This window comes from Flavobacterium praedii (assembly GCF_026810365.1).
In the GTDB taxonomy this organism is placed as follows: domain Bacteria; phylum Bacteroidota; class Bacteroidia; order Flavobacteriales; family Flavobacteriaceae; genus Flavobacterium; species Flavobacterium praedii.
Window position 1 is genome coordinate 3768635 of the sequence record NZ_CP113948.1, and the last position, 13589, is coordinate 3782223.

General features: G+C 35.3%; 12 protein-coding genes. 11 read left to right on the top strand and 1 reads right to left on the bottom strand.

All coding sequences use genetic code 11. The features are described 5' to 3' along the window. Positions 1 to 78 precede the first annotated feature (78 nt). Positions 79 to 1035: a methylenetetrahydrofolate reductase [NAD(P)H] gene (metF, locus tag OYT91_RS15955; RefSeq protein WP_281238739.1), complete on the top strand. Its 957-nt coding sequence runs from the start codon at positions 79 to 81 to the stop codon at positions 1033 to 1035. A gap of 116 nt (positions 1036 to 1151) precedes the next feature. Here metF and gldA read toward each other — a convergent pair whose 3' ends face one another. Next, positions 1152 to 2048 carry a gliding motility-associated ABC transporter ATP-binding subunit GldA gene (gldA, locus tag OYT91_RS15960; protein WP_281238740.1) on the bottom strand — a complete coding sequence of 299 codons (897 nt, stop codon included), beginning with the start codon at positions 2046 to 2048 and terminating at the stop codon, positions 1152 to 1154. Between the two features lie 166 nt (positions 2049 to 2214). Here gldA and OYT91_RS15965 point away from each other — a divergent pair, with 166 nt between their 5' ends. The 10 genes from OYT91_RS15965 to aroA all read left to right on the top strand — a co-directional run bounded on the left by OYT91_RS15965 (position 2215) and on the right by aroA (position 13521). Beyond that, a complete protein-coding gene (locus OYT91_RS15965) occupies positions 2215 to 3459 on the top strand; it encodes a dicarboxylate/amino acid:cation symporter (protein WP_281240393.1) in 1245 nt (414 codons plus the stop codon). A gap of 562 nt (positions 3460 to 4021) precedes the next feature. Continuing rightward, entirely contained in the window at positions 4022 to 4849 is an 828-nt protein-coding gene (locus OYT91_RS15970; protein WP_269223927.1) for a prephenate dehydratase, read from the top strand. 131 nt (positions 4850 to 4980) lie between these two features. Beyond that, a complete protein-coding gene (locus OYT91_RS15975) occupies positions 4981 to 6123 on the top strand; it encodes a pyridoxal phosphate-dependent aminotransferase (RefSeq protein ID WP_281240394.1) in 1143 nt (380 codons plus the stop codon). Positions 6124 to 6257: 134 nt separating this feature from the next. Then, positions 6258 to 7115: a prephenate dehydrogenase gene (locus OYT91_RS15980; protein WP_281238741.1), complete on the top strand. Its 858-nt coding sequence runs from the start codon at positions 6258 to 6260 to the stop codon at positions 7113 to 7115. A gap of 135 nt (positions 7116 to 7250) precedes the next feature. Next, the gene (locus tag OYT91_RS15985; protein ID WP_269223925.1) at positions 7251 to 8333 is read left to right on the top strand and encodes a bifunctional 3-deoxy-7-phosphoheptulonate synthase/chorismate mutase type II; all 1083 of its coding nucleotides are present in this window, start codon (positions 7251 to 7253) and stop codon (positions 8331 to 8333) included. A 116-nt stretch (positions 8334 to 8449) separates the two neighbouring features. Then, positions 8450 to 10105 (top strand): hypothetical protein, encoded by a 1656-nt coding sequence (locus tag OYT91_RS15990; RefSeq protein ID WP_281238742.1) that lies wholly within the window; start codon positions 8450 to 8452, stop codon positions 10103 to 10105. A 166-nt stretch (positions 10106 to 10271) separates the two neighbouring features. Beyond that, a complete protein-coding gene (gene rsgA, locus OYT91_RS15995) occupies positions 10272 to 11249 on the top strand; it encodes a ribosome small subunit-dependent GTPase A (protein WP_269223922.1) in 978 nt (325 codons plus the stop codon). A gap of 133 nt (positions 11250 to 11382) precedes the next feature. Continuing rightward, a complete protein-coding gene (gene dtd, locus OYT91_RS16000) occupies positions 11383 to 11835 on the top strand; it encodes a D-aminoacyl-tRNA deacylase (RefSeq protein ID WP_281238743.1) in 453 nt (150 codons plus the stop codon). Between the two features lie 43 nt (positions 11836 to 11878). Beyond that, positions 11879 to 12205, top strand: coding sequence for a nucleotide pyrophosphohydrolase (locus OYT91_RS16005; RefSeq protein WP_007811153.1), 327 nt, complete (start codon positions 11879 to 11881; stop codon positions 12203 to 12205). An 80-nt stretch (positions 12206 to 12285) separates the two neighbouring features. Further along, the gene (gene aroA / locus OYT91_RS16010; RefSeq protein WP_281238744.1) at positions 12286 to 13521 is read left to right on the top strand and encodes a 3-phosphoshikimate 1-carboxyvinyltransferase; all 1236 of its coding nucleotides are present in this window, start codon (positions 12286 to 12288) and stop codon (positions 13519 to 13521) included. Positions 13522 to 13589 lie beyond the last annotated feature (68 nt).

Here is a 13589-nt window from a genome sequence, read left to right on the forward strand (position 1 = left end):
ATAGAAAGGCAGAATATATTAACACAATCCTGATGACCCCTTTCAGGAATTCCCCCTTCGGGGGTTAGGGGGCTGATTATGAAGGTAACACAACATATAGAAAATGCCAAAGGAGAAACGTTATTCTCTTTTGAAATTATTCCGCCGCAAAAAGGCAAAAGTATTCAGGAGTTATACGACAATATCGATCCGTTGATGGAGTTCAAGCCACCATTTATAGATGTAACGACTTCTCGTGAGGAGTATATATATGTGGATAAAGGCAATGGTTTATTGGAAAAAAAATTGACTAGAATGCGTCCCGGAACCTTAGGGATTTGCGCTTCTATCAAACATAAATACAATGTAGATACCGTTCCTCACGTACTTTGTGGTGGTTTTACCAAAGAGGAAACAGAATATTTATTGGTCGATTGTCACTATTTGGGAATCGACAATGTTATGGCACTTCGCGGAGATGCGATGAAAGACGAACAGTCCTTTGTACCCAAAGAAGGCGGGAATAATTATGCCTCCGACTTAGTGAGTCAAATTTATCAATTGAATAACGGAAAGTATCTGCACGATGTAATGGACATCGACAACAAAGCCGATTTTTGCATAGGTGTTGCTGGTTATCCAGAGAAACATTTGGAATCTCCTTCTTTGATTTCGGATTTAAAAAGATTGAAAGAAAAAGTAGATGCTGGAGCCGATTATGTGGTGACTCAAATGTTTTTTGACAATGCCAAATATTTTGAGTTTGTAGCCAAAGCCAGAGAAATGGGAATCACCGTTCCAATTATTCCAGGAATAAAACCAATTGCGGTACAAAGGCATTTACAAGTCTTGCCTCAAATTTTCCGTATCGATTTGCCCGAAGATTTGATAAATGCAGTTGATAAATGCAAGAACAATGCCGAAATACGCCAAGTGGGTATCGAATGGGCCATTCAGCAATCCATAGAATTGAAAGCAGCTGGAGTTCCAGTTTTGCATTATTATTCTATGGGAAAATCTGAAAATATCAGACAAATAGCGAGTCAGGTTTTTTAGTACTGACGTTTCAAAAAGAGAATCGGTCTTAATATAAAAAAGAAAGCTCGTTTAAATCCATTTTAAACGAGCTTTCTTTTTTATCTGCAAACTGACTGACCACTAAAAACTGATCACTACTTCGTAATCTCTCTAAAAACCGCTTCCAAATTCTTGTTCTTCTGATTCAGTTGTAAAGTCTTCAATCCATTATCATAAGCAAAGTCAAAGACAGTTGGGCGCATATCTTTATCCGAAACAAAAATCAATTCCCAAGAGCAACCGTGAATATTTTTAAACGATTTTAAATGTGGAATTTGAGCAATTAATTCAGAGTCTGCTTCCAAATCAAATTCGACTTCAATTACCTGTTCTTTATTGACAGAGATTAAGTTGTCCAATTTTTTATCAGCTACAATATGTCCTTTGTCAATAATAATTACTCGGTCGCAAATTGCCTCAACCTCCTGCATAATGTGTGTAGAAAGGAAAACGGTTTTGTCTTTCCCAACGTTTTTAATCACATTTCTGATTTCGACCAATTGATTTGGGTCTAATCCTGTTGTGGGTTCATCCAAAATCAAAACATCAGGATTGTGCAATAAGGCATTGGCCAATCCCACACGCTGACGATACCCTTTGGACAATTGTCCTATTTTTTTATGGCTTTCGGATTGTAAACCCGTTAGCTGAATCACTTCTTCGATTCTGGATTTTTCTACCTTATATACATCGGCATTAAAAGCCAAGTATTCCCGAACGTACAAATCCAAATATAACGGATTGTGTTCTGGCAAATACCCAATAGAGAGCTGAACTCTTTTTTCTTGAGAGTTCACATCAAAACCATTCACAAGTGCTACTCCTGAATCAGCGCTGATGTAAGTCGTTAAGATTTTCATCAAAGTAGATTTTCCGGCACCATTAGGTCCTAAAAACCCAACAATCTCTCCTTTTTTAACCGCAAATGAAATGTTGTCCAACGCTTTTTGAGCACCGTAACTTTTCGAAATGTTTTTTACTTCTATTGACATAAAAATTGTATTTGTTGCAAAAGTAAACAGAAAAAACGTTTGTTTATTGTTTTTGTCCAACAATGACCCTTTTGCCTTTGTCAAAGTTCAAAACTTTGACAAAGGTTGGATAGAAATGATGGCTTTATCATTAAGATTTATATATTTACAAGTAAACAAATTCAATATGGGAAATAATCAATCGGGCAGTTTCTTAAAAAATTACAGCAGCATTCTATTACTGCTTGGCGGAATAATGGTTGGTAGCATTTTAGGTCTAGTTTTCGGAAATGGCGTAGAAGTCATAAAACCATTAGGAGATATTTTTCTGAATTTACTTTTTACTGCAATCATACCGCTAGTGTTTTTTACTATCGCTTCTTCGATTGCCAATTTGCAAAAATCCGAAAAACTCGGTAAACTTTTCGGTATCGTGCTAGGAGTATTTTTAACAACCGTAATTATTTCGGCCATCATAATGATTATTGGCGTTTTGCTTTTTCCAATCCATCAAGGCATTATAATCTCAAAAGTTGCCTTAGAAACCATTCAGGAAAGCAGTACCGGTTCTCAAATCACACAACTGCTGACGGTTAATGATTTCTACGAAATATTGTCAAGAAAAAATATGCTCGCACTTATATTATTTTCTTTCCTAATTGGTTTTTCAACGCTACGCGCAGGCGAAAAAGGAAAAGACTTCGCAAGATTTCTTAATTCTGGAAACGAAGTAATGAAACAATTACTGCATGTAATCATGAAAACAGCTCCAATTGGTCTTGGCGCTTATTTTGCGTATCAAGTTGGAATTTTCGGGCCGCAATTGTTTGGTGCTTATGCCAAACCTTTGGCGCTTTATTATGCCGTTTGTACTTTTTACTTCATCGTGTTTTTCAGTTTATATGCTTTTTTTGCTGGAGGAAAACCGGGATTAAAACTATTTTGGAAAAACAACATCACACCCGCATTAACTGCCGTGGGAACCTGCAGCAGCATCGCAACCATTCCGGCAAACCTTGAAGCGGCAGAGCAAATGAACATACCAAGTCACATTCGCAATCTCGTAATTCCTCTTGGAGCACCTTTACACAAAGACGGTTCCAGCATGTCGTCGATTGTCAAAATCGCCGTAATTTTTGCCTTATTCGGCAAGGATTTTACCGATCCTTACACCCTATTAACCGCAATTGGCATCACCATAATAGTGTCTGTAGTCGAAGGCGGTATTCCAAACGGAGGCTATATAGGAGAGATTCTCGCCATCACCGTTTACGGATTCCCAATGGAGCAAGCCTTGCCGGCCGCCATGATTATCGGAACTCTAGTAGATCCAATCGCAACTTTATTAAATGCCAATGGTGATTTGGTCTCTGCAATGGTAGTTGCCAGAATTTCCGAAGGCAAAAAATGGATTTCAAAAAGCATTACTTAAATTTAGATATTTTGGGCGTGCCCCCGTTGCGCAAAGGAGCCAAATTTAGACACTGCTTATTGGGCTCCTTTGCGCAACGCGGTCAGGCTGTTGCTGCTACTTCGGTAGCTTAGCCCATCCTTCACGCGTACATATCACCTTTTGATTAAAAACAGAACGGTGCCGTTTTTTATCAACTTTATAAAGGAAGGAATTCAAAAAACACTATTTTTCATCCAAATAGCCATATGCTTTTTTATTAGTTGTTTTGAATTCAATAATTTTAAGGTGCAAAAAACTCTTATTTTTATGAAATAATAAGTCAAAACATCTTTTAACAAGCAAATCTTTTTTTGTTACATAAAAAATTATATTTATTTTGGCCGACTCGAAATATGTTATACATTTGCATTAAATAATTGAACAACAAAGAAAACCATGTCTAATAACCGTTTTTATTTTAGCAACTCTTTTTATTTCTTCTTTAGGAAGTAAGGGATTGTGCTATGGTTATTTGAAAGATTAAAAAACAAATAAAACTAATATACAATCCTGATGAAAATCAGGATTTTTTTTTGACCCAATGAGAACGAAAATTGCAATACAAGGAATTAAAGGATCTTTCCACCATCAAGTGGCTCAGGACTATTTTTATCAAAATGTAGAAGTGGACGAATGTCTGTCTTTTGAGGAATTGGTAGCGAGTTTACTGTCGGGAAAATCAGATCAGGCGGTAATGGCCATTGAGAATTCTATTGCTGGACCTATCATTCCAAATTACGCACTAATTGACAAAAACAATTTGCACATAATAGGAGAACATTATTTGGATATTCACCAAAATTTAATGGCGCTGAAAGGTCAAAAAATAGAGGATATTCAAGAAGTGCATTCACACCCGATGGCTTTGTTGCAATGTATGGAATTCTTGAAAAAATACCCAAACATAAAACTGGTTGAAGACAAGGATACTGCCGAAACCGCTAGAAGAATTCACGAAAAACAGCTGACAGGAATTGCAGCTATAGCCAGTAAAACAGCTTCGGAAATGTATGATTTGGAGATCTTGGCGCCAGAAATTCAAACGATAAACAATAATATGACTCGTTTTGTTATTCTTAAAAAAGAAAATTCTTTTCTTGAAAAAAACGAAATCAATAGAGCATCGATAAAATTCGAATTGGATCACAAACGAGGAAGTTTGGCAGCGGTGCTGAATGTGATGAGTGATTGTAAATTGAATTTGACCAAAATACAATCGTTGCCAAAAATAGAAACACCTTGGAAATATTCTTTTTTCGTTGATGTGACTTTCGATAAATATGAAGATTATGCCAAGTCAAAAGCTTTGTTAACGATAATGGCCGAATATTTTAAAGTATTGGGCGAATACAAAAATACCAAACCTTAGCCCCCTAGCCCCCGAAGGGGGATTATAGAGCAATAAAACTTATAATTTTAGATTAAAAAATAGTACAATTGAAAAATTCAGAAAAAAAACAAATCTCTGCAATAGCTCCCTCATCTTCGGGGAGGGCTGGGGTGGGGCTATCAAAACGTCTCGATATCATTGAAGAATACTATTTCTCATCAAAGTTGAGAGAAGTGAGACAACTGGCCTCAGAAGGAAAACCAATTATCAATATGGGAATTGGAAGTCCGGATTTGAAACCATCATCAGCGGTTATTGACGCGGTGGTTTCGGCAATGCAAGACGAAAACGCACACCAATACCAAAGTTATCAAGGATTGCCAGAACTTAGAAAAGGTATGGCCGATTTTTATCAAAATAATTATGGAGTTGCCTTAGATCCCAATGTGGAAATTCTACCTTTAATTGGTTCCAAAGAAGGAATTATGCACATATCTATGGCTTTCTTGAATGAAGGAGATCATGTTTTGATTCCAAATCCAGGTTACCCGACATACAGTTCTGTGACCAATCTGGTTGGAGCAGTGCCTGTTTATTACGATTTGAAAGAAGTGAATAACTGGGAACCTGATTTTGATGCTTTAGAGAAATTAGATTTATCAAAAGTAAAAATCATGTGGATTGGTTATCCGCACATGCCTACAGGAGCGAGAGGAAGTTTGGAATTGTTTGCAAAATTAGTGGCTTTCGCCAAAAAACACAGCATATTATTAGTCAATGACAATCCGTATAGTTTTGTTTTGAATGATAAACCAATGAGCTTATTGCAAGTAGAAGGTGCTAAAGAGGTGGCATTGGAATTGAACTCTTTGAGTAAAACATTCAACATGGCAGGATGGAGAGTTGGAATGGTTTTGGGAAATGCAGCATTTATTGATGCCGTTCTTAAAGTAAAAAGCAATATGGATAGTGGTATGTTCTACGGAATTCAAAAAGGAGCGATTGAAGCTTTAAAAAGCGATCAGTCTTGGTTTGATTCGATGAATGCCATTTACAAAACACGTCGTGTCCTTACCGAGCAATTGGCTGAAAAACTTGGTTGCGAAGTATACAAAGAAGGTGTTGGACTATTTGTTTGGGCCAAATTGCCTGCAGGGATAGCATCTGCGGAGGATTTCATTGATAAAATATTATACGAGAAACATATTTTTATTACTCCAGGAACTATTTTTGGAAGCAATGGAGAAGGGTACATCCGATTTGCACTTTGTGTAAAAGAGGAAAAAGTACAGGAAGCTATTGATCGATTTTAGTACCGTTGAAATAAAATAAAATCTCTGAAAAAACGGGAAGCCCTAGCCCTGATAGCAGTGGAAATCCTTTTACTTTTTCTTTTAAAAGTAAAAGATTGAAACGGATAGCAGGATTAGCTACAAAAAACAGAATTATGAATATATACGTAATAGGTGTAGGGTTGATAGGAGGATCAATAGCATTGGATGCTAAAGGTTTGAATCCTGATGCCAAAATTTTTGGAATAGACAGCAACGAAAAGCATTTGCAAGAAGCTATAGCACTTGGAGTTATTGATGAAGCAGCGACTTTTGATGATTTGTCCAAAGCGGATTTGGTAATTGTTTCGGTTCCAGTAGATACGGCGATTGTGGTTTTACCAACGGTGTTGGATTTAATTTCAGATTCGGCTATTGTTTTTGATGTAGGTTCGACCAAAATTCCAATTTGCGAAGCTGTTGCAGGTCATCCAAGAAGAAGGAATTTTATAGCAACGCATCCAATTGCAGGAACGGAGTTCTCGGGACCATCGGCAGCGATAAAAGGCTTGTTTCAAGGAAAGACTAACATCATTTGCGAGGTAGAAAAAACGACTTTCAAATTACAAGAAAAAGCATTGTGGCTCTTTTCGGCAATCGGAATGAGAATTCGATACATGGATCCAAAATCGCACGATAAACACATTGCTTATGTATCGCATTTGTCACACATTAGTTCGTTTATGCTTGGAAAAACGGTAATCAATAAAGAGAAAGACGAGCAAGATATTTTTGATATGGCGGGTTCCGGTTTTGAAAGTACGGTTCGTTTGGCCAAAAGTTCGCCAGCAATGTGGACACCGATTTTTAAACAGAATAAAAAGCAGGTGGTGAAAACATTGGAAGAATATATTTCGAATTTAACCAAGTTCAAAGAGCTTTTGGTAAATGATGATTACGAAGCGATTTTTAACGAAATGCAAAGTGTGAATCGAATAAAAGAAATATTAAATGGAATGAATGCCAAAAAGTAGGAAGTAATTAGTTTGCAGTCATACTTTAGAATAAAAATAAAATTAGAAGAATTAAATAATAAAAGTAGTAAGTAATTAAAAACAATCATCCATTCACGATAACATAAGTGTTGGAATGGGGAAAACTAAGAAAAGATGGAAAACAAGAAAGAAATGAGAGATTGGTTGAACGAATTCAAATTGTCTCACCCACTTGTAATTGCAGGACCTTGTAGTGCTGAAACAGAAGAGCAAGTTTTAAGAATTGCTCACGAATTGAAAGACTCGGATGTAAGCGTTTTTAGAGCAGGTATTTGGAAACCAAGAACTCGTCCAGGAGGATTTGAAGGTGTAGGTGAAATTGGATTGAAATGGTTGAAAAAAGCCAAAGCAGAAACAGGTTTGCTAATGGGTACTGAGGTAGCTACTGCAGCGCACTGTAAATTAGCTTTAGAAAATGACATTGATGTTTTATGGGTTGGTGCTCGTACAACGGCAAATCCTTTTGCTGTTCAGGAAATTGCCGATACATTGGCAGGGACTGATAAAATAGTTTTGATTAAAAATCCAGTAAACCCAGATATGGCTTTATGGTTGGGTGGAGTTGAGCGTTTGTATGCTGCTGGAATCAAGAAATTGGGCGTAATTCATAGAGGTTTTTCTACTTATGAAAAAACAAAATACAGAAACATTCCAGAATGGCAGATTGCTATCGAATTGCAAAACAAATTCCCTGATTTGCCTTTGATTATCGACCCTTCACATATTACAGGAAACCGCGATATGATTCTTGAAGTAACTCAAGAGGCATTGGATTTGAATTATGACGGTATGATTATCGAAACACACCACGATCCAGATAATGCTTGGAGTGACGCAGCACAACAAGTTACTCCAGACGCTTTGAAACAAATTTTCAAAGATTTGAAAGTAAGAAAAGTGAGCGGAGATACAGATGAGTTTGCCAGTAAAATGACTAAACTAAGAGCTAATATCGACGTACTGGATGCGAATTTATTAGAACTATTAGGAAAAAGAATGAAAGTAGCAGACGAAATTGGTCAAGTAAAAAAAGACAATAACGTAGCGATTCTTCAAAATAACCGTTGGAATGAAATCCAAGAAAAAATGGTTGCCGAAGGCGCCAAAAAAGGATTGACAGAAGAATTTATCGTTAGATTATTCAAAGATATTCACCAAGAAAGTATTGGTCACCAAGAAAAAATATTAAACGCTTAATTATTAAAAAAATAAGTATTAATATTGTTAAATAAAATGAACCTTCTGTGTCATGCAGAAGGTTTTTTTATGTTTCATAAAAAAAATATCCTATTAGTATTATTAAAAATTTAAAAATGAAAAAAATTACTTTTGCTTTTTTATTGTTTTGTTTGTCTTGTATGAGTTTGTCTGCACAAAACAAAATTGATAAACTGAACATGACTTATGGTGAAGAACTACCAGAAGACAATCAAAAAATCGTTAAAATTATTGGGGAATCCAATGATAAAATTTATGCTTTAGCCATTGCGGGCAAGGAAGAATATTTTTTAAAGATTTTCGAATCGAAAACAATGAAAATTATTTCTTCAAATCCTATTGTTATCCCTAAACTTGAAGATAGAGAAGTTGATTTTGAAGAAATGTTTTTGTTAAGCGAAAATTTATATGCTATTGGTAGTGTTTACAATAGAAAACAAAAAACGTTTAATTTGGTTGGAGTGCCAGTATCAGATAAAGGTGTTTTAAGTGAAAAATCAATCCTTTTATTTAATTCTGTTGTTGAAAAAAAATCAGAAAAAGGAATGTTTTATTTTAAACTTTCTCAAGATGAAAATAACTTGCTAGTAATGCACACCTCTTTATTCTCGAAAGAAGATGCTGTTCAGTATGAAGTGAAATTATTAGACAATAAATTAAATGAACTTTTTTCAAATGCCGAAAAGGTAAAATTTGATGATAGTAAAAAAGATTATGAATTTACTATTTCAGATTTTGAATTGAATTTTCAAAATGATGTTTTTTTAGTTATTAATGAAAGTTATAGAGACTCTAAAAAGAAAGAGCAAATTGAAAAATTTCAGATTCATACTTTCAAACGAGCAAATAATTATAAAAAAGAGGTTGTTGATATTAATATAAAAGGAAAAGAAATTATTAACTGCAAAATGATTTCTACAATAAAAAACACATTAAAACTAGTTGGATTTTATTCAAGTGTCCGAGAAAATGGTAAAGCGAATAAGGATTTAAAAGGAGTTTATAATGCAACATTAGATCTTAACAGTACAGCGATACCCGAAGTGAAATTTGATGAGTTTGATTATGAAACAAAAGTTAAGTTATTAGGCGAGAGAAGAGCTAAGAATGGAAAAGATGTAAAGCCACTTTATAATATTACAACAATAATTGAAAGAAATGATGGGGGTTTAATTGTACTTTCAGAATTGCAAACTGTTTATTATGGTAAAAGTGCAGGATTCGGGCCTTTGTCATTTACACCAGTAATTTACACCAAAAATGAGATTATAGTAACCTCTCTAAAGCCTGACGGGTCATTAGATTGGAGTAATGTTTTGCCAAAAGAACAAGTAGCAGCAATTACTACAATGTCATTGTCATTAGGAGCTGTAGGAGGAAATGGGAGTTTTACGGTTGGAGCATCTTTAACGATACCACTAGTAGATTTGGGAAAAGGACCTGAATATCTAGGAGCAATTCCAATGTATAGAGATGGTAAGTTGAATGTGATTTTTAATGACAATATTAAAAACAAAGGAATTACGGATATTGAAAAAATAAAAGCACTTGGTAATTATAATAATTCGGTTCCTTCTCTTTTTATATTTGACGAAAAAGGGGCGATTACGAGAAAAGATCCTGAGGAAGTTGTAAAAAACGAATTGGTGCTTCGTCCAGGTGTTTATTATAGAAAGAATGAGAGTGAATTTATTTTGTATTCATCAAGAAAAAAACAAGATAAATTGGGAAGGTTAATTTTAGAACAATAAAATTTTAAAAGGTTGTGATTCTTTCACAACCTTTTTTTTATTAAATATTTAAAAGCGTTTAAATATTTAAAAGCGTTTAAATATTTAAACCTAAAACAAACTAATTATCTTTGCAAAGTCTTAGATTTTAAATCAGAAATCTAAAATCAGAAATCTAAAATCAATAATGACAGGACTCGTTTACAAATCTACAGGAAGTTGGTACACCGTAAAATCGGAACAAGGTGATTTTATAGAATGCCGTATGAAGGGGAAATTCCGAATCAAAGGAATAAAAAGCACCAATCCAATTGCTGTGGGCGATATTGTCGATTATGAACTCGAAGAAACTTCGGATACTGTAACTGGAACCATACATACTATTCACGAAAGAAAGAATTACATCGTTCGTAAGGCCGTGAATTTATCGCATCAAATGCATATTATTGCTTCGAATATTGATCGTGTATTTTTATTAGTAACTGTAAATAATCCACCAACCACATTCAATTTTATTGATCGTTTTTTGGTGACTGCTGAAGCGTACGGAATTGAGGCTATTTTGGTATTCAATAAAATCGATACTTTGGATGAGGTAACGCTAGATGAGCAGTTGTATATGCAACATGTCTATCAGGAAATAGGGTACAAATGTTTGAGAGTTTCGGCTGCAGAAATGAAAGGGATTGATGCTTTGCAGGAATTAATGAAAGGAAAAGTGAGTATGTTCTCTGGGCATTCCGGGGTTGGCAAATCGACTTTGGTAAATGCGATGGAGCCTTCTTTGCATCTAAAAACGAAGACTATATCAGAAGCTAGTAAGCAAGGACAACACACCACCACTTTTGCCGAAATGTATGATTTGTCTTTTGGTGCCAAAATTATAGATACTCCCGGTATCAAAGGTTTTGGAATGGTCGATATGGATCCTGCCGAGATTAGCGGTTATTTTCCGGAATTCTTCAAATTAAAAGATCAATGCAAGTTTAACAATTGTTTGCATAAAGAAGAACCACATTGCGCCATAAAAGCTGCGTTGGAAAGAGATGAAATAGCTTGGTCTCGTTACAATAGTTATCTCAAAATTCTCGAAGGTGATGACGAACATTATCGTACAGATGATTACAATGAAGACCGAATCATTAGTGATAAATCTAGAGAATAGCCCCCTAACCCCCGAAGGGGGAACTCAAAAAAGATGTTTAAATTTTTTGTAATTTATGCTTTTTTAATCTTTATTAAATATGATTGATTTTATTTGTTCACGTTGTAATTCCCCCTTCGGGGGTTAGGGGGCTATGAAAGTTGTTATCCAAAGAGTTTCCCAAGCCTCTGTAACTGTTGATGCTAAAATTGTAGCCGATATTCAAAAAGGGCTATTGGTTTTAGTAGGAATCGAAGTTGCCGATGCGCAAGAAGACATCAATTGGCTTTGCCAAAAAATCACCAATCTTCGTGTTTTTGGAGATGAAAATGACGTAATGAATCTTTCTGTAAAAGATATTGAAGGCGACATTATCGTGGTAAGTCAATTTACTTTACACGCCTCAACCAAAAAAGGAAATCGCCCTTCGTATATAAAAGCTTCAAAACCAGAAGTTGCCATTCCACTATATGAAAATTTCGTAGAATCTTTAGAAAAGGAATTAGGAAAAAAAGTGCAGACCGGTATTTTTGGTGCCGATATGAAAGTATTGTTGCTCAATGATGGTCCAGTAACAATTCAAATAGATAGTAAAAATAAAGAGTAAAGTTCAATTTTTTTTTGAATCTTTAAATATAAAAAATACAACCATGAACCTAAAAAATGCCCAGCTAGACGTTGATACGTGGATCAAAGAACACGGAGTTCGCTACTTCAATGAATTGACCAATATGGCGCAACTTACCGAAGAAGTAGGTGAAGTAGCTCGAATTATAGCCCGTCGTTACGGCGAACAATCCGAAAAAGAAAGTGATAAAAACAAAGACCTCGGCGAAGAATTGGCCGATGTTGTTTTTGTGGTATTGTGTTTGGCCAATCAAACCGGAATCGATTTGCAAGCCGCCTTTGATAAAAAGATGGATTTAAAATCCGTTCGAGACAAAGACCGCCACAAAAACAACGATAAACTAAAATAATGTTATAAGTCAGGACAAAGTTTTGGTACATCCTTTTTTTAAAATAAATTTGCCAGAACACACCTATCAATTACTCCAAAATGAATTTACTGTTACAAAGTTCCCAACTCGATTTACAAGACCAAATTGCCATTACAGGTTCCAAAAGCGAAACCAATAGACTGTTGTTGCTTCAAGCATTGTATCCAAATATTACTCTAGCGAACACTTCCAATTCGGATGACAGTGAGGTAATGCAAAAAGCTTTAGAAGGAAATGATGAAGTTGTAGATATTCACCATGCGGGAACGGCAATGCGTTTCTTAACGGCCTATTTTGCTGTAAACGAAGGTCGAGAAGTAGTGTTAACAGGTTCGCAAAGAATGACCGAACGCCCAATTAAAGTTTTGGTGGAGGCTTTGCAACAATTAGGAGCACAAATCACTTATGAAAAAGAAGATGGGTATCCGCCCATTCGAATCATAGGACAAAAAATTACCGCCCATAAAGTGAGTATTCCTGCTAATGTAAGCAGTCAGTATATATCGGCATTGCTTTTGGTAGCGCCAAAATTAGAAAATGGTATCGAACTGACTTTGGTTGGTGAGATTACATCAATTCCCTATATCAAAATGACCTTAGCTTTGCTAAATGATTTAGATATTCAAACCAGTTTTGTCGAAAATGTAATTACGGTACATCCTAAAAAAGTAGTAGCCAACAAAGTAATGACTGTAGAATCGGATTGGAGTTCGGCTTCTTATTTTTTTAGCTTAGTGGCGCTGGCCAAAACGGCTACTATTTCTTTGACAAGTTACAAAGAAACTAGTTTGCAGGGAGATTCGGCATTGGTTGAAATTTACAAACAAATGGGAGTTGCTTCTCATTTTGAAGGAAACAAACTGACTTTGACCAAACAAGAAGGTTTTGTTTATTCCGACTTAAATTTAGATTTAAATAACACTCCAGATATTGCCCAAACCATTGTTGTTACTTGTTTAGGACTCGGAATCGGATGCCATCTTACAGGGTTGCATACTTTAAAAATTAAAGAAACCGATAGACTGGAAGCACTTCGTATTGAACTAACAAAATTGGGAGCCAATATGTCAGTTACTAATGATAGTTTGACTTTACTGGCAACAGAAAATATTAATAAAGAGATAAGAATCGACACCTATAACGATCACCGAATGGCAATGGCATTTGCACCTTTGGGATTAAAAGTGCCAATTATCATCAATAATGCTGATGTTGTGTCAAAATCCTATCCTGATTTTTGGGATGATTTAAAAAAATTAAATTTTTTAATGATTCAAAAATGGTCATTTACATAGGTATTTGTTGTGTTTTTCACAATTATATTGATAGATAGGAACGAGTAAGGAAAAATAAACCCGTAAAC

Coding starts and splice junctions, on each gene's coding strand:
- metF (WP_281238739.1), top strand. CDS start 79: ATGAAGGTAACACAACATATAGAAAATGCCAAAGGAGAAACGTTATTC.
- gldA (WP_281238740.1), bottom strand. CDS start 2,048: ATGTCAATAGAAGTAAAAAACATTTCGAAAAGTTACGGTGCTCAAAAA.
- OYT91_RS15965 (WP_281240393.1), top strand. CDS start 2,215: ATGGGAAATAATCAATCGGGCAGTTTCTTAAAAAATTACAGCAGCATT.
- OYT91_RS15970 (WP_269223927.1), top strand. CDS start 4,022: ATGAGAACGAAAATTGCAATACAAGGAATTAAAGGATCTTTCCACCAT.
- OYT91_RS15980 (WP_281238741.1), top strand. CDS start 6,258: ATGAATATATACGTAATAGGTGTAGGGTTGATAGGAGGATCAATAGCA.
- OYT91_RS15985 (WP_269223925.1), top strand. CDS start 7,251: ATGGAAAACAAGAAAGAAATGAGAGATTGGTTGAACGAATTCAAATTG.
- OYT91_RS15990 (WP_281238742.1), top strand. CDS start 8,450: ATGAAAAAAATTACTTTTGCTTTTTTATTGTTTTGTTTGTCTTGTATG.
- rsgA (WP_269223922.1), top strand. CDS start 10,272: ATGACAGGACTCGTTTACAAATCTACAGGAAGTTGGTACACCGTAAAA.
- dtd (WP_281238743.1), top strand. CDS start 11,383: ATGAAAGTTGTTATCCAAAGAGTTTCCCAAGCCTCTGTAACTGTTGAT.
- OYT91_RS16005 (WP_007811153.1), top strand. CDS start 11,879: ATGAACCTAAAAAATGCCCAGCTAGACGTTGATACGTGGATCAAAGAA.
- aroA (WP_281238744.1), top strand. CDS start 12,286: ATGAATTTACTGTTACAAAGTTCCCAACTCGATTTACAAGACCAAATT.